Genomic DNA, 16,853 nt, shown 5'->3' on the forward strand with positions numbered 1-16,853 from the left:
TAGTGATGGCTGCAAGGGCAAGGGTACATGTAGAGGCTTGCAATCAATAATCCGAACCTATTTACGATTTTGTGTAAACGCCTTTTCTCAGAAGTGACCGTCAAGGCGATCACCGAACTCAATGATAAAGCGGCTCATCGCCATCCGCCAGTCTTTCAGCGGCATCGTCCATATCTGCGATGCTGCCAGGATGGCCAGCCACACCACCTTTTTCACCGAGTCGTCTGACGGGAACACTTTGCGCTTTTTGATGGCATGCCGGATCACGCTGTTCAGCGATTCGATGGCGTTGGTGGTGTAGATCACCTTGCTGATGTCGAGAGCATAAAAAAACATGGGGCAATCATTTAAGTGCATCCCTCGGACAGCCGTTCTAAATGGCGAGCTAAAGGCACAATTTGAGCGTTGGTATCCCGGCATCAGAATTAATGAGCTAACCAGAGTAAGGTTGATGGTTCTACATTAGCTATAGCAGCATAAACACCAATGTGGTGCCCCACACAATTTCATGCTCTCATTGACAACCCCTATTTCGCTCAGTTCCTCCATCGTTTCGTGAATTGCAGCAAACGCATTACTACGATACTTTTTAATCATATTCAATCCCTCCGAAAAATGACCTTTTTCAATTAGTTTTAATTTGGTCTTTAATGGTTTTAATGACCATTATCATGGTCATTAAAAATGCAAGATATGGGAGAAAAATTCAATGGATGTTCTTAATGGCCTCTATGTGCTCAACTTATAAAAAGCAGAAGAATATCCCGAATGAATGTTAAATGCCTGCGATAACTTTTATCTCGACTTTGTATTTTGGGTTCATTAACTTAGCTGCAACTGTGCAGCGTACAGGTGCACTTCCTGCCACAACCCATGCATCCCAGGCGGCATTCATTCCGGCAAAGTCTTCTCCATCGGCCAGAAAAATAGTGGCATCGATAATTTTGCTTTTATCAGACCCGAGGCGTTGTAGCATGATATCAATCGCGGCCAGTGTATCTGCCGTCTGCTCAGTAATATCACCATCCAGATTCTCCGGTACGCTGGTGTAATAAATTGTCTTATTGTAAACCACCGCTTCAGACCAACGATCCTGTGAATCAATACGCTCAATTGTCATGGATACTCCTTAAGTTAACTGCCATATGCCTGATTTTGGGTGGTGATCAGAACACAGTATTGGCATAATCTCCATCCATTCTATTGAAAGAGACAGTTTGTGTCAGACGATTTTGCGAAAAATGGTTCCCTTGCCAAAGCAATAAAAGGTTTCAAACCCCGCGATGCTCAAAGAGAAATGGCAACTGCTATTGAGTGTGCGATTAAAAACCATCAACAATTGGTTGTAGAAGCAGGCACAGGAACAGGTAAGACATTTGCCTATCTGGCACCTGCATTGCGCTCTGGGCAAAAAGTGATTATTTCTACAGGTTCTAAGGCATTGCAGGATCAGCTTTATAATCGTGATTTGCCGACTGTCGCTGAAGCAATTAATTTCACCGGTAAACTGGCGCTGTTAAAGGGGCGTTCGAATTATCTTTGCCTGGAACGGCTGGAACAGAACTCTTTTGGTGGGGGACAGCTGGAAGCAGACATTCTGTCTGATATCGTCCGGTTGAGAAACTGGTCTTCACAAACTGAAGAGGGTGATATCAGCTCCTGTCATCAGATAGCGGAAGACAGCCAGGTTTGGCCGTTGGTCACCAGTACTAACGATAATTGCCTTGGCAGTGATTGTCCGCGCTATCAGGAGTGCTTTGTTTTGAAAGCGCGTCGCCGGGCAATGGATGCGGATGTTATTGTCGTCAACCATCATCTGTTTATGGCGGATATGGTCGTGAAAGAGACCGGATTTGGTGAGTTGATCCCACAAACGGAAGTGAAGATATTTGATGAAGCGCACCAGATCCCCGATATTGCCAGCCAATATTTTGGTCAGCAGTTAAGTAGTCGCCAGCTGATGGATCTCGCCAGAGACATTATTATGGCGTACCGCACGGAAGTGCGGGATCAAGCTCAGTTACAGAAGAGCGCGGATCGTCTGAGTCAAAGTACTCAGGATTTCCGGCTGGCATTGGGGGAGAATGGCTATCGGGGGAATTTGCGGGAATTGTTGCAAAATCCGCAGGTGCAACGGGCGCTGGTATTTCTTGATGACGCACTTGAGCTTTGTTATGACGTGGTGAAATTGTCGCTGGGGCGTTCAGTTATGCTGGATGCGGCCTTTGAACGGGCGACAATTTACCGTAACCGTCTTAAACGCCTGAAAGATGTGACTATCCCCGGTTACAGTTATTGGTTTGAAAGTTATGGTCGCCATTTTCTTTTGGCGTTAACACCTCTGTCTGTCTCCGACAAATTCAGCGAAATTATTAATGAGCAATCAGGTTGTTGGGTTTTCACGTCAGCTACATTATCCGTCAACGAACAGCTTTCACATTTCACCGAACGGCTTGGGCTAAAAGAAGCGAAAACTTTACTGTTGCCAAGTCCATTTGATTATCAACGTCAAACGCTGCTTTGTGTTCCTCGTCATTTACCGTCACCGAATCAGCCCGGTGGTGCAAAATGGCTGGCGAGAATGCTTAAGCCGCTGATTGAAACTAATAAAGGCCGTTGTTTCTTTTTATGCACGTCACACCAGATGATGCGCAGTTTGGCCGAAGAGTTCCGGGCCAGCATGACGTTACCGGTTTTGGTTCAGGGTGAAACCAGTAAAGGTCAATTACTTTCTCAGTTTATTTCTGCCGGGAACGCGTTATTGGTGGCAACCAGCAGTTTTTGGGAGGGTGTGGATGTGCGGGGTGATGCGCTTTCCTGTGTCATTATCGATAAACTGCCTTTTACAGCGCCGGATGATCCGCTGTTAAAAGCCCGCATTGAAGATTGCCAGCTTAAAGGCGGTGATGCATTTAATGAAGTTCAGTTGCCAGATGCGGTTATTAGCCTGAAACAGGGTGTCGGGCGGCTTATTCGTGATGTTGATGATTATGGTGTGGTTGTGATTTGTGATAACCGACTGGTGATGCGTCCTTATGGCGAAGTATTTCTTAACAGTTTGCCGCCTTCACCACGCACCCGCGATTTAGCAAAAGCTGTTGCCTTTCTGCAAGCCCGGCAATCTCTGAAAAGCTCCGGTAGGAAAGATTAATTATATCTGCTGATTGAGCGAACAATTATGAAACTATGATCCTAGGGTTGTCTGATGAAAAATTAGCCAACCCAAATTCTCCCAAGAAGCAGCCATGCTACTCGGAGAACAAATCAAGCTAGGCAGAAAACAACGTCGGTGGTCAGAAAAGAATTTGGCAGAACGTGCGGGTATATCCAGAACTACACTGCAAAAAATTGAAAAAAGAGATATGGGCTGTTTATGAGCCAGAATTACCATTAAAATCAGGTATTATTGTCCCACTGAGTGACCTAACAATACCTAGCTGTATCCGCAATGCATCATTTTTTATCTGTTGATTACGCTCGGTTAAGCAGAATATTCAACATACGGCGCAACGGTTCGGCTGCACCCCACAGCAGTTGATCACCGACGGTGAGGACAGAATAGATTGGTTCATCATTAAGTGACATTTTCTTATAACGGCCGACACCCACGCACAAAGAGCCACTGATAACGCTGGATAAATGGCCTTGGTGTAATCGCCGCCTTGACAGGTAATGATTATGTCCATTTCTGCCAACGCATTGACCGAATTGGCGTCTTTAAGTTGATAAGTAATGCCATCAATGACAGGACCAGCGGAACCGGCACTTGATGTACTATAAAAGTGCGGGGCAATACCTCGAAAATCACTTTCTTCCAGCATACGCTGCAACAAAACAGAGCCCACCATTCCCCGCCAACCGATTAAACCGACCTTTTTCATCTATATATATTTTACCTGTATTAAGTTATAAAATTGTTAAGCATTTTGTTATACATCAGTGATAGATTAATGTCATTAAGGATTACAACTGTTTGATAAGTTATAGATAAATCTCCTCACCGACATAAAAGATGATTAACAACGCTAACCTCATCAGCAAATCATACAGGTGGCATCCGCTCGATGGGTGATATGTCCGCAAATGACATCGCTTAAACAAAGCTCAGATTATTATAAGTTAATCAATCAATTAGAATCCAAGTCACTCTTACGGCTACGCCATCTTAATCATCACCATCCCGAGCAACAACAAAACAATACCGCCCCAACCTTTACAATTCAGACGTTGATTAAACATAACCCAGCCGGCAGCAATCGTGGCGATAATGCCGAAAGCGCCCCACAAAGCATAAGCGATGGAAAGTTCGATTCCCTCCACTGCCTGGGCAAGCGCACTAAACGCCCCAAGAACAGCAACCAGTGAGAAAACCCCCATCCAATGGCGTCTGAAACCATCAGACAATTTCAATAAAATATTCGCTAAAATCTCCAACACGACAGCAAGAAACAGGAACGCAGCATGCCACCATTCAAATTGTTGCAACATGTTATGCCTCCTTAATTTTACTGTTTTTAGTTACGGCGGCATTGACAGCTTTATCTGCCATCTTTTTCACCGCCTCAGCCGATTTCTTAACTGCCACTTTTTTAGTCCCGGATTTAATCAACATAATCCCTGTCACCAGCAGAGCCAGACCGCCCACTTTCATCAACGACAATGATTCATCAAACCACATCACACTAAAAACAGTAATAAACAGGATACCAATCCCTTCCCACAACGCATACGCAACACCCAGCGCAACTTTTTTCACCGCCATTGCCAGCAAAATATAGGATGTAGCGATCATAATGTACATCACTGCCATGCCCCCCATCCCACCTGAAACGCTGGCATGTTTCATCGACAAAGTACCGATAACTTCGGTGACGATTGCCATTGCAAGGAATAACCAGTAAATCATTTTCTTTCTCCTGAACACGCAAATACGCACGTCAAGACGCAAGCCAGTAAAAACACTGAACTCATCAGCAAATGAGATGAGAAATAAATAACCTGACGTTTTGACGAAATAGAAATGCCGGTTGAAAACCGGTTAACAGGAGTAAGACGCTATAACGCACCGCACCAGTAGTGCTCACTGGATAAAATGGCAGAAAGGAAAAGCATGTGGGTAGATCTTTGAAACCGGACGCTTTTGGCGCTGTTCATGATATCTCATTCTTTCATCGCACTGATATTCCGCACGATATACTAAGAATCCTCATAGTTATAGTGTTAGTTAGCCTATTACTTCTACCATATAGAATAATAGAAAGCAACTGCTCAATTTTATTCTTTTCTTGACTGAAGGCACAAATAAGCGAAAAAATTGGGGTATTCTATATCTTGATGACACCAACCCAAGCCGCTCACAACGCAGCTTGGGCCTCAATATAAGGACTCTTACAATCCCACGCTCATTACCCGTTATTCAAACTCATTCCACGAGCGGCCATCACGGGTGATCATGGCAACAGAAGCAACCGGCCCCCATGTCCCCGCCTGATAAGGCTTAGGCGCATCATTATCCGCAGCCCATGCATTCATAATGGAATCAACCCACTTCCAGGCTTCTTCTACCTCATCACGACGAACAAACAGCGCCTGAATACCTCGCATTGCTTCCAGCAACAATCTCTCATAAGCATCCGCCAGCAGAATATGGTTGAACGTTTCAGAGAAACTCAGATCCAGTTTGGTTGTTTGCAAACGATGTTTATGCTCAAGCCCCGGTGCTTTGTTCAACACTTCAATATCAATACCTTCATCCGGTTGCAGACGAATCGTCAACTTGTTCTGCGGCAGTTGCTGATAGGATTCAGAGAACAGGTTCAACGCTGGTTTTTTAAAATAAACCACCACTTCAGAACATTTAGTTGGCAAACGTTTGCCGGTTCTCAGATAGAAAGGAACCCCAGCCCAACGCCAATCATCAATATCGACCCGGATAGAGACAAAAGTTTCTGTCCTACTGGATTGGTTCGCCCCCTCTTCCTCCAGATAACCTGGCACCTTATTCCCCTGAACAAAACCGGCAGTATATTGACCACGTACTGTTTTCTCCCGCACGTTGGTGTGATCAATACGGCGCAAGGAACGCAATACTTTCACTTTTTCATCACGGATATGGTCCGTAGTCAGATCTGCCGGAGGAGACATGGCAATCATCGTCAGGATTTGCAACAGATGATTCTGAATCATATCGCGCATCTGCCCGGCTTGATCAAAATAACCCCAACGGCCCTCAATACCGACTTCTTCCGCTACCGTAATTTGAACATGATCAATGGTCCGGTTATCCCAGTTATTCACAAACAATGAATTGGCAAAACGCAGTGCCAGCAAATTCAATACGGTTTCTTTACCCAGATAATGGTCAATACGATAGACCTGACACTCATTAAAATATTTGGCAACTTCATCATTAATGGCCCTGGATGATTCAAGATCGGTACCTAAAGGCTTTTCCATGACAACCCGGTTTGGCTCTTTATTCAGCCCCGCCAGCCCCAATCCGTGGCAGACAGAACCAAAAGTACTCGGTGGCATGGCAAAATAGTGGATTGCAGGCCGGTTATCTTGCTTAAGAATTTTTTTCAGTCTGGTGAAATCTTCCTTTTGATTAACATCCAGATTGCAGAAATTCAGACGCGCGCTCAATGCCTTCCATAATTCTGGATCGAGTTTTTCCGGCAAAAATGTATTCAGAGCTTCTTCAACAACCTGGGTATAAGCTTTTTTATCCCAATCAGCCCGGCCAACACCAATAATCCGGGTTTCTGGGTGGATATAACCCGCTTTCTCAAGCTGATAAAGGGAGGGTAATAATTTCCGGCGAGCCAAATCCCCTTTAGCGCCAAAAATAACTAAATCACAAGCCTGAGCCGTAGAAGTAACCGCCATATGTATCTCCTCATTGCGGGATATTGTAATTTTGTTACAGCCTTAACCGATAATGTACCCTTTTGGCTATATCGCGTAAACAGCTATAGCAAATAACCCTCGCCTTCATGTTAGCGACCTGTACCACCGCAGCTAAACTAGTGATAATTTTATGTAATTTTCCAACTTACATGAAATATAGTTACCAATATGAAAATTAGACACTTGTCATACTTTTATGAAAAATATTGGATTATTGTGACTTCCCGCTGCCAGCTTCAATTTATTGCTAGTAATATATTTTCATAAAACTTACATAGATTTCTCCTCTGAATGAAATCGCTAAAATCACAGGTCACTGCGTTTTATGAATACACTGGAACGAGTCCAAAACAGTATTGAATACTTGAGCAAGTCAGAAAAAAAAGTGGCGCAAATAATCCTGGCTTCACCACAAACTGCCATTCATTCCAGTATCGCAACACTGGCAAAAATGGCGGAAGTCAGTGAACCCACCGTTAACCGTTTTTGCCGCCGTCTGGATACCAAAGGTTTTCCTGACTTCAAACTCCACCTGGCCCAAAGCCTTGCCAATGGCACGCCTTATGTAAACCGTAATGTTGAAGAGAGCGATACAGTCAGTGCCTATACCAATAAGATCTTTGAATCGGCCATGGCGACGCTGGACACGGTAAAAAACAATTTGGACATCGCAGCCGTTAACCGAGCTGTCGATTTATTGACTCAGGCGCGGAAAATTTCATTTTTTGGTTTAGGGGCTTCTGCCGCCGTTGCTCATGACGCGATGAATAAATTCTTCCGATTCAACATTCCGGTTATCTATTTTGACGATATCGTAATGCAGCGAATGAGCTGTATTAACAGTGCCGAAGGTGATGTGGTCGTGCTGATATCCCATACTGGCAGAACCAAAAGCCTGGTTGAAGCGGCGCAGCTTGCGCGGGAAAATGACGCGGCAGTCATCGCCATTACCTCTCACAATTCCCCTCTCGCCCGCGAAGCAACCCTGGCGATACTTCTGGATGCACCGGAAGATACGGACATTTACATGCCAATGGTATCAAGAATTGCCCAATTAACCGTCATAGATGTTCTGGCTACCGGTTTTACCCTGCGCCGTGGCGCAAAGTTTAGAGATAACTTAAAAAGAGTTAAAGAAGCGCTGCGAGATTCACGTTTTGATAAAATTGACTTTCCCCCAATCTGAAAGCCCTATAGCTATTGAATAAATCGCAAAAATTGGACTGAGCTCACCTCAAGTGAGCTACTATTTTTGAAACGTTGTTTAATACGATCACCTAAAAGAGAAATTATAAAGTCATGGGAGGAAAAATGTATATCACCGGGTTAATCTAATAAAATAATAATCACCCTGAAAAAAGCACCAAAATGAATAGTGTGAGAAATAATTTTCAAATATTTATCCGGCCACCCAGCCTCAGGATCTTCATTACCAACAATTATATAAAAAAAGTTATCCTTCTAAGTGATAAGGATATTTTATCCTATTTTCCCTAGACTAAACTATCATTGACATAAGTCGCAAAAATCATCTTAAAAATAATTTAACCAATTGATTATAAATCAATATTATTTAATTCCAGGAGAGCATATGAGTCCGAAAAATGATTTTAAAGCTTTTTCCATTAGTGATAACGCTAATGTAATTAACCAAGAAAAATATGAAGAAAATCAAAATATAAAGACAGGATTTCCGACAGAAAATATTACTACTCAATTGCTAAATAAGGTATTACGTCAATCATCAACAATATCATCTGTCATAGCTGATTTTATCGCGACACAATCTGGCAATGATGTGCTGGATGATGGTGATATAGCTAAACTCACGACCCAATTAGATGAAGCATTAAAACAAAAAATCACAACAGAAGTTCCGAATGCCTCATTAACACAAAAAGGCGTTATTCAACTCACAGAAAAAACAGGCGATAGTAATACACTGGCAGCCACTCAGAAACTTGTTTCTGATGTAAACGATAATGCTAATAACCGACTAGAAAAAAACCAAAACGGCGCAGACATTCCTGATAAAAATGCATTTTTGAAAAATCTCGGCTTAATAGAAACCATTATTAACACACAATATCCTGTAGGAATTGTGGTTTGGTTTGCCCAAAATAAAAACCCAAATGAGCTATTTCCGGGCACTAAATGGGAATATATCGGTGAAAATAAAACCGTTCGATTAGCCAAAGCCGATGGTGCCGATATTTTATCAACCGGTGGTAATGATTCGGTAAATCTGACGACGGCACAAATACCAGCGCACAATCATACATTTTTTGGGACAACGAGCACATTTGATTATGGCACCAAAACCACCAGTATCGCCGGAGATCACTATCATGATAGCGGTTGGGGTGAAGCTTTCGGTGGGCGTTATGGCTATTATGACAACACTAGAAACAATACAGGGTCAAGCTCTATAGATTCAGACAATTACAAATTCAACACCAGCACTAATGGCGCCCATTCTCATATTGTATCAATAGGATCACATAACCATACAATTTCAGGTAATACGGGAGACACGGGCGCCAATGCTGCGATTTCAATTACAAATTCATATGTCAAATTGATGGGATGGTATCGAAAAGCATAAGGCCACTGCATCCTCCTGAACGTTGACAAACCTCACGTAAATAGCTGTCTCTTGATCACAAATCTAACTTAAGAGACAGCTCACATAGTGGAATTTATCCTTCATCATTGAAAATACCGCTTACCGCTTTTCAATACCAAAACCCTTCAAGACCATTAGATTGTTGATAAACCGGGAACAAATCATGATAGGATAGAAACGCGGCAATAAATATCCCCGCCATAGAAGGGCTAGCTGATTCGCCAGGGCATAGTGATTGTGTAAAGCGTTCCCCCTGTAGTTCCCCTACAGAGACAACTAGTCAGCACAAGCACTACAGCGAAAAGTATCGGTATAAGCTGATACGGGTCACAAAAAGCCCTACGATAGTCGCTTGCGACTTTGCGGTGGGCATACTAACAGGTCAACGGAGTAATGCATGTCTAGACGGCTCAGAAGAACTAAGATTGTTACTACACTTGGTCCGGCTACCGACCGCGATAATAACCTTGAAAAGATTATTACTGCGGGTGCAAACGTAGTCCGCCTCAACTTTTCCCACGGCACCGCAGAAGATCACATCCAGCGTGCCAATAAAGTCCGCGAGATCGCCGCCCGCCTGGGGCGTCATGTCGCTATTCTTGGCGATCTTCAGGGACCTAAAATCCGCGTATCAACGTTTAAAGAGGGCAAAATTTTCCTGAATATCGGAGATAAATTTCTGCTTGATGCCAACCTTAGTAAAGGCGAAGGCGATAAGGAGAAAGTCGGTATTGATTACAAAGGATTACCCGCTGATGTTGTCCCGGGCGATATTCTCCTACTGGATGATGGCCGTGTTCAACTGAAAGTATTAGCAGTTCAGGGAATGAAAGTATTTACGGAAGTGACCGTGGGTGGCCCGCTATCCAACAATAAGGGTATCAACAAACTGGGCGGGGGTTTATCCGCTGAAGCCCTGACCGAAAAAGATAAAGAAGACATTATCACTGCCGCTAGAATCGGTGTTGATTACCTCGCTGTTTCTTTTCCCCGCACCGGTGAAGATCTCAATTATGCCCGCCGTCTGGCGCGGGATGCCGGTTGCGAAACACAGATCGTGGCAAAAGTTGAACGTGCAGAAGCCGTTAGCAGTGATGAAATCATTGATGAAATCATTCTGGCTTCCGATGTCGTGATGGTTGCCCGTGGTGACCTCGGCGTAGAAATCGGTGATCCGGAACTGGTTGGTGTGCAGAAAAAATTGATCCGCCGCGCCCGCCAACTGAATCGTGTAGTGATTACCGCAACACAGATGATGGAATCCATGATCACCAACCCAATGCCGACCCGTGCAGAAGTTATGGACGTGGCAAACGCGGTTCTTGACGGTACTGACGCGGTGATGCTCTCCGCTGAAACCGCAGCGGGCCAATACCCTGCCGAAACCGTTGCCGCGATGGCGCGGGTCTGTCTGGGAGCGGAAAAGATGCCAGGGCTCAGTGTATCCAAACATCGGCTAGACACGACTTTCGACAGTACCGAAGAGGCGATTGCCATGTCCACCATGTACGCGGCAAACCATCTAAACGGTGTTAAAGCAATTATCGCAATGACCGAATCAGGCCGCACTACACGAATAATGTCCCGCATCAGTTCTGGTCTGCCTATTTTCTCTATGTCCCGCCATGAGAAAACCCTGAACCAGACAGCACTTTACCGGGGCGTTACACCGGTTTATTGCAGCAGTCATACTGACGGCATCACAGCAGCGAATGAAGCCGTTAACCGCCTGCGAGATAAAGGTTATCTAATATCCGGCGACCTTGTTCTGGTGACTCAGGGCGACCAAATGGGAACCATTGGCAGTACTAACACCTGCCGTATTCTTGAAGTGGAATAAAAACTCACTACATTTTAGCGTCGGGCTTTCGGGGAGGACACAGATTAAATCGGGAAGACTGGCGCACTTCGCTTATCCAATACAACCGACGGTAAAAAAGTTTTTACCGTCTCAGATTGTTGACAAAATGCTGTTTTTTATCCGTCATTCTGTTTTCAATACAATATTAAACTTAGAGTAAATATCTTCACCTTAAATAATATAAATAATAATAATTTAAGTAGATTCTCATTAGCTAAAAATTAATCTCCATCAAAGCGCTACCTGTCTGATATATCTAAAAATCCAGTTTATATCTTCTGAGTTACATCATAAAAGGCAGAAAATTATATTGACAATCATTCAACATAACATTAGTAATTAGGCGTTGATATCAGCATTTTCCATGTGGAAATACCAAATTTCCCGATGATATACTTTTATTAGAAGGAAATAATGAGCTAACTAATTAATCATCTATACCTTATAGATTTCAAGATGCATCGCGACGGCAAGGGAGCGAATCCCCGGGAGCATAGCGAACTATGTGACCGGGGTGAGCGAGCGCAGCCAACAAAGAGGTAACTTGAAAGATAACCGGTATAAGAAATAAAGTGGAGATTATCATGCATAATACCTTAAATGAAACCGTTAAAACTCAAGAAGCACTCAATTCTCTTGCTGCATCATTCAAAGAGACTGAACTCTCAATTACTGATAAAGCACTAAACGAATTAAGCAATAAACCTAAGATCCCTGAGATCACGGCCTGGAACTGGTCAAAAAGCTTCCAGGAAATTTAAAGCTTATCCCATCAGGTTATTTTATTTTCCTGAAAAAACAATGTCCATTGGGATAAACAATCAAGTTGTTCAGTTAAAATAAATAATTTTTTGAACCTTAATCATAGGGTAATCCTATGTATTATCCGGGATTACCCTAAATACTTTCATAAAGTAAATATAAAAATTTGAATAATACAGATAAGTTTTTTTAACCTGAATGGAAGGTTTGTATTTTATCATTAAACACAACCACCTTTTACCACTAATATTATTGGATTTTTTAATTTCAAGATGAAAATATAATAGATTTCAGTAACTAAAAAGGGTAATAGCCTGTCCCAGCAGGTGTTACTGATGCAGGCAAATAAAATAGCCCTAATAGGATGGGCTTTAAGTAAGGAACGGTAGCCATAAATGAATGCTATTAACATCTCAGAATCCATGAAACGTTTCAATATATTGGTATCGATACTCTCAGTATCAATAGCAATATTAGCAATTTATTTACTTTCTACTGCCTTCTATTCAGATGCTCGAGTTGATAACTATTATCAAGATAATGGCAACATTTACCGGGTGGAAACCACCTTTAATTTGCCCAATGGAGAAAAAGTGAGATCGGCAAAATCGCCATTGCCGCTCATAGACGAGCTAGAAAAAGATAAAAGGATAAATCGTGCAGACTACTTTTTCAAACTTAACACGACGATTGAGTTACAAGGAAAAAAGATCACCAAAGTTCCCGTGTTTGCAGTCAGTCATCAATTCCTGAATACCCTGTCTCCCTTTAAGAAAATCGATAATATCCTGGGAGCAAATGAGATTTACATCACAAAAGAGTTCAATAATCGCTATCTCGGCCTGGAAAATCCCAAAGGAAAATCTATTGTTCTGGATAATGAAACCTATATCATCAAGGATATCGTAGAAAAACGTCATGATTCGAGTCTTAATATGAATGCTATTATTTCATTTAAGCCAACACTTATCAAAAACTACAATAAAGAAATATTCAATTGGTATGATACACATGCTTATATCTTTATAAAACTCTCTGATGAAAAATCAATATCCAATCGCGATGCGCTTCTTAATCATATTATTGCAACCAAAGCCCCCAATCTTCCAGGCGCTCCATTTACTGCCAGTGAATTTATTCACCTATCATTAAAAAAATCAAAAGATATTCATTACCAAGATGGATTGCCTGATGAAATTTCTATTGGTTTATCAAAGGAGATAATTTATAGCTCATATATCGCGTTCGCATTTATCTTATTTTCCGCATTAACCAACTATTATAATTTAACTTCTGCTGATTCAGCAGAAAAAAGGGATATTTATCAGTTAAAGAAAGCGCTAGGCGCTTCAACTTTCAATATTATTTGCGATTCACTGCCGGCCATGTTGATCAAAATAATCCTTTCCACCCTTATCTTTTTGTTACTTATCATAACTATATTCAATGTCTCTCTCTATATAAATAATATATTTACCCTATTAGAAGCAGACAGTATAATATATCTAGGGATATTTTCAGTTGTTATTGCCTTTATCTTTATTTCATCAATACATTTTTCATTCTCATTACGTTTTTATATTTATCAAAGAAACAGAAAAATGGATATGAGATATGAATCAACCCTTGCCTCTTGGTTTAGGAAATCATCATTGGCTATTCAATTACTTGTTTCCGGAATATCTATTTATTTAGTCACCGGATTAACCAATCAATATATTCACCTTGTTGATTTACATACTCCATATGATAATGCCAAGACAATATCAATAGCAATTAATAACGATAATAATAAAAAATCAACTATTGATGAATTAAGCTATGAGTTTATCAGAAAATACAATACTTCAAAAATAACCCTCAGTAATTGGCGACCATTTGATATGTCAAGAGAAAATATCACTATTAATTATTCCGGCCAACAAAACAGGAATAACTATATCTCTTCAAATGTTATTACTGCGGATGAAAATTTCACTGATGTGTGGAGAATGAAGATATTAGCCGGTGGTGATAAACGAGTATATCAGAGTGATAATGCTGATGTAGTCCATGCATTAGTGACAAAAGAATTTTTAAAACAGAATGGAATTCTCAAATATGATGATATTTTTAACAACTACTATTGGTACACAATGGAGGATAAAAAGATCCAAATCAGATTTATTCAGATTATAGATGATTTCAATTTAGGTGCTGTAGATGAACCATTCAGGCCAATAGTTGTTTTCATCAAAAAAGATCATGGAAAATATGCTTCGCTGAATTTAAACAATATGAAAAACCTTTCTCCGGTACTTAACGAACTATCAAAACAGGGTTTTGATAATAATGAAATTGATTTAACCAGTCACTTATTTAACTCTTATTATGATAATTATTTAAAAGTAATAAAATTATCATCTGCCGTCGCTATTTTCTCGGTTCTATTATTAGTCATCGCCTGCTTTACTACCAGCATGACTGACTTTAAGGCGATGAAAAGGGAATTAAGTATAATGGAATCTATTGGTGGTTCTATTTACACCAATCTCATTCACTTTTTATCGAAAAGTGTCATCCCGATAATCGCATCAATTTTCGTGGCATATATATCAGGAAGAACTATTTTAGTTTATCTGCTTGATGAATATAGTGTGATTTACACCGATTCTTTTGTATACAGTGCTATCGCCCTATCTGCTACAATGATATTCACCGTTATTATAATGATGACTACCTATTTGGTGAATTATAGAAAATTATCCGCCACTAAATTTTTGTGAGATTAATTATGGATATAGAAATCAGAAAAAAAGGCATACATAACAGAGAGAAATTACTCATTCTCATTTTCTTTATCGCTTTTATTTCATTTGTTGTATTTATTATCTATTATGTCGTTTCGGCTAAAGACGCTTTCGTGAATGAAAATGAAGTTACCCAGTTTCAGGTCAGCAGCAAAGTAGATAGTGATATTCTGAAAACCAGGGCAGTTGTGGTTCCTGATAAAAGTGTCTCTATCTCAACCGAGATAGGGGGAATCGTTACCGATATAATGAAAAAACCATCACAAGATGTTTTAAAGAATGAAGAAATCGTGAAATTATCTAATTTTAATTTCACATTGAATAATTCTTCGATGTTAGCGGACGTGACAGATAAACTCAATAATTTAATAAACATAAGAATAAACTTGCAATCTGACTATCGGGATATCAATAACCGATTCTTAGAAGCCGCCAAAGAACTAAAAGAAGTAGAAGATAAATTAAAGCGATATCACGATCTTGTACATAAAAATTATATTTCTAAAGAAACTATGTCCGATTTAAGGATTAAAAGAGATTATTGGCACGATGTTTATCTATTCTACAAAAAATTAAAAAATGATAAAGATCGTGATATATCAAAACAGTTAAAGGAAATCGACGAGTTTGTCGAAAAACAGAGAAAACTCGCTGACATCATCGAAAATGGTTTCGAGCAGCTTTCAATAAAATCCCCTATCGCCGGTAATATCAGTTCATTAGATTTAATTTTAGGACAACGGTTAAAACCTGGCGACAAAATAGCTATTGTTGATGATTTATCAAACTTTTATTTTGAATCAGAAATCAACGAATACTATTTAAACAAAATAACATACCATTCATCTGCCAGTTTAATCTATAACAATGGAAAAATACCTTTACTGGTGAAATTAATTTCATCTGAAGTGAATAATGGAACATTCAAAGTCAGATTTGAATTGGAAGATAAAAAAACAATTAACTTCAAACGGGGGCAATCCGTTGATGTCATGATTAAACTTGATGAAGATCGGAAAATATTCTCCGTACCTTCATCTATGGTGTTTTCTATTGACAATAAAAACTATGTGTTTGTTTACCATCCAGATAAAAAAATTGCCCGACGTATTCAAGTTTCCACCGGCCAAGATAATGGTTCTGATATTGAGATCAAAAGTGGTGTTACTGAAGGACAAACGCTCGTTAGCTTTGGTAAGAATAAATTAGTTAATAATGATACAGTAAGGATTGAATAAAATGATTAGCATGATGAATGTCTGTAAATCATATAAAACTAAATTCATTCAAACAAATGTTTTGAATGATATAAATCTCAATATAGATAAAGGCGAATTTATTTCTATAATGGGAGCGTCAGGGTCAGGGAAATCAACATTACTGAATGTCATTGGCATGTTTGAAACAATCGATAGCGGTCAATTAACACTGAACAATAGCAATATTTTAACAATGAAATATTCTGAAAAAATATCATTCAGACGAGAATTTATTGGTTATATTTTTCAATCATTCAATCTGTTACCCAATTTGACGGTATCTGAAAACATAGAGTTACCGTTAAAATACAGAGGTTTTCCTAAAAAACAGCGGAAAAGCAAAGTATTTGATGCAATAAATAGTTTTGGATTAGAAAATCGGGAAAATCATAAACCGATACAATTATCTGGTGGACAACAGCAACGTGTTGCTATCGCCAGAGCAATGATAGCAAACCCCACCATTTTATTAGCTGATGAACCAACGGGGAACCTGGATAGCGTAAATGGTCAGAATATTTTATCTTCACTTAAGGAGCTGAATGAAAACGGTACGACGATTGTTATGGTAACCCATTCCGTAGAAGCGGCAGCGTTTTCTGACAGAATATTAACGATGAGGGATGGCCACTTGCTTGTTTGAGCAT

General features: G+C 40.5%; 14 protein-coding genes and 1 pseudogene. 9 read left to right on the forward strand and 6 right to left on the reverse strand.

The window, feature by feature from the left end; genetic code table 11:
• Positions 1-87: 87 nt before the first annotated feature.
• Both ACGF63_RS04585 and ACGF63_RS04590 read right to left on the reverse strand, forming a co-directional pair.
• A pseudogene (locus tag ACGF63_RS04585) lies at positions 88-327 on the reverse strand (transposase); the annotation flags it as partial.
• A gap of 448 nt (positions 328-775) precedes the next feature.
• The gene (locus ACGF63_RS04590) at positions 776-1,120 is read right to left on the reverse strand and encodes a RidA family protein (RefSeq protein ID WP_036847475.1); all 345 of its coding nucleotides are present in this window, start codon (positions 1,118-1,120) and stop codon (positions 776-778) included.
• 99 nt (positions 1,121-1,219) lie between these two features.
• On the opposite strand from ACGF63_RS04590, the gene ACGF63_RS04595 reads away from it, so the two are divergent.
• Together ACGF63_RS04595 and ACGF63_RS04600 are read left to right on the forward strand one after the other, a co-directional pair.
• Positions 1,220-3,151 (forward strand): ATP-dependent DNA helicase, encoded by a 1,932-nt coding sequence (locus ACGF63_RS04595; protein WP_162524084.1) that lies wholly within the window; start codon positions 1,220-1,222, stop codon positions 3,149-3,151.
• Positions 3,152-3,245: 94 nt separating this feature from the next.
• Positions 3,246-3,377 (forward strand): helix-turn-helix domain-containing protein, encoded by a 132-nt coding sequence (locus ACGF63_RS04600; protein WP_387629090.1) that lies wholly within the window; start codon positions 3,246-3,248, stop codon positions 3,375-3,377.
• A gap of 117 nt (positions 3,378-3,494) precedes the next feature.
• Here the strand turns inward: ACGF63_RS04600 and ACGF63_RS04605 are convergent, their stop codons facing one another.
• From ACGF63_RS04605 to zwf, 4 genes are all read right to left on the reverse strand, one after another.
• Entirely contained in the window at positions 3,495-3,881 is a 387-nt protein-coding gene (locus tag ACGF63_RS04605; RefSeq protein ID WP_387629093.1) for a hypothetical protein, read from the reverse strand.
• A gap of 274 nt (positions 3,882-4,155) precedes the next feature.
• Positions 4,156-4,488 (reverse strand): multidrug/spermidine efflux SMR transporter subunit MdtI, encoded by a 333-nt coding sequence (gene mdtI / locus ACGF63_RS04610; RefSeq protein WP_036847482.1) that lies wholly within the window; start codon positions 4,486-4,488, stop codon positions 4,156-4,158.
• A 1-nt stretch (position 4,489) separates the two neighbouring features.
• On the reverse strand, positions 4,490-4,906 hold the full coding sequence (gene mdtJ, locus ACGF63_RS04615; RefSeq protein ID WP_036847484.1) for a multidrug/spermidine efflux SMR transporter subunit MdtJ: 417 nt from the start codon (positions 4,904-4,906) through the stop codon (positions 4,490-4,492).
• 506 nt (positions 4,907-5,412) lie between these two features.
• Complete coding sequence (gene zwf, locus ACGF63_RS04620) at positions 5,413-6,888, reverse strand: glucose-6-phosphate dehydrogenase (protein ID WP_036847487.1); 1,476 nt, start codon at positions 6,886-6,888, stop codon at positions 5,413-5,415.
• A gap of 346 nt (positions 6,889-7,234) precedes the next feature.
• Between zwf and ACGF63_RS04625 the strand changes: the two genes are divergently transcribed.
• The 7 genes from ACGF63_RS04625 to ACGF63_RS04655 all read left to right on the forward strand — a co-directional run bounded on the left by ACGF63_RS04625 (position 7,235) and on the right by ACGF63_RS04655 (position 16,849).
• Positions 7,235-8,095 (forward strand): MurR/RpiR family transcriptional regulator, encoded by an 861-nt coding sequence (locus ACGF63_RS04625; protein WP_036847490.1) that lies wholly within the window; start codon positions 7,235-7,237, stop codon positions 8,093-8,095.
• 405 nt (positions 8,096-8,500) lie between these two features.
• Positions 8,501-9,514 carry a tail fiber protein gene (locus ACGF63_RS04630; protein WP_387629097.1) on the forward strand — a complete coding sequence of 338 codons (1,014 nt, stop codon included), beginning with the start codon at positions 8,501-8,503 and terminating at the stop codon, positions 9,512-9,514.
• 418 nt (positions 9,515-9,932) lie between these two features.
• Positions 9,933-11,375: a pyruvate kinase gene (gene pyk / locus ACGF63_RS04635; RefSeq protein ID WP_036847495.1), complete on the forward strand. Its 1,443-nt coding sequence runs from the start codon at positions 9,933-9,935 to the stop codon at positions 11,373-11,375.
• A 605-nt stretch (positions 11,376-11,980) separates the two neighbouring features.
• A complete protein-coding gene (darA-a, locus tag ACGF63_RS04640; protein WP_152962143.1) occupies positions 11,981-12,157 on the forward strand; it encodes a peptide antibiotic darobactin A in 177 nt (58 codons plus the stop codon).
• Positions 12,158-12,553: 396 nt separating this feature from the next.
• The gene (darB, locus tag ACGF63_RS04645) at positions 12,554-14,923 is read left to right on the forward strand and encodes a darobactin export ABC transporter permease subunit (RefSeq protein WP_387629101.1); all 2,370 of its coding nucleotides are present in this window, start codon (positions 12,554-12,556) and stop codon (positions 14,921-14,923) included.
• 8 nt (positions 14,924-14,931) lie between these two features.
• Positions 14,932-16,185: a darobactin export ABC transporter periplasmic adaptor subunit gene (darC, locus tag ACGF63_RS04650; protein WP_387629104.1), complete on the forward strand. Its 1,254-nt coding sequence runs from the start codon at positions 14,932-14,934 to the stop codon at positions 16,183-16,185.
• 1 nt (position 16,186) lies between these two features.
• Positions 16,187-16,849, forward strand: a complete 663-nt coding sequence (locus tag ACGF63_RS04655) for an ATP-binding cassette domain-containing protein (protein WP_387629107.1) — start codon at positions 16,187-16,189, stop codon at positions 16,847-16,849.
• Positions 16,850-16,853 lie beyond the last annotated feature (4 nt).

The organism is Photorhabdus sp. RM322S, assembly GCF_042879395.1.
In the GTDB taxonomy this organism is placed as follows: domain Bacteria; phylum Pseudomonadota; class Gammaproteobacteria; order Enterobacterales; family Enterobacteriaceae; genus Photorhabdus; species Photorhabdus khanii.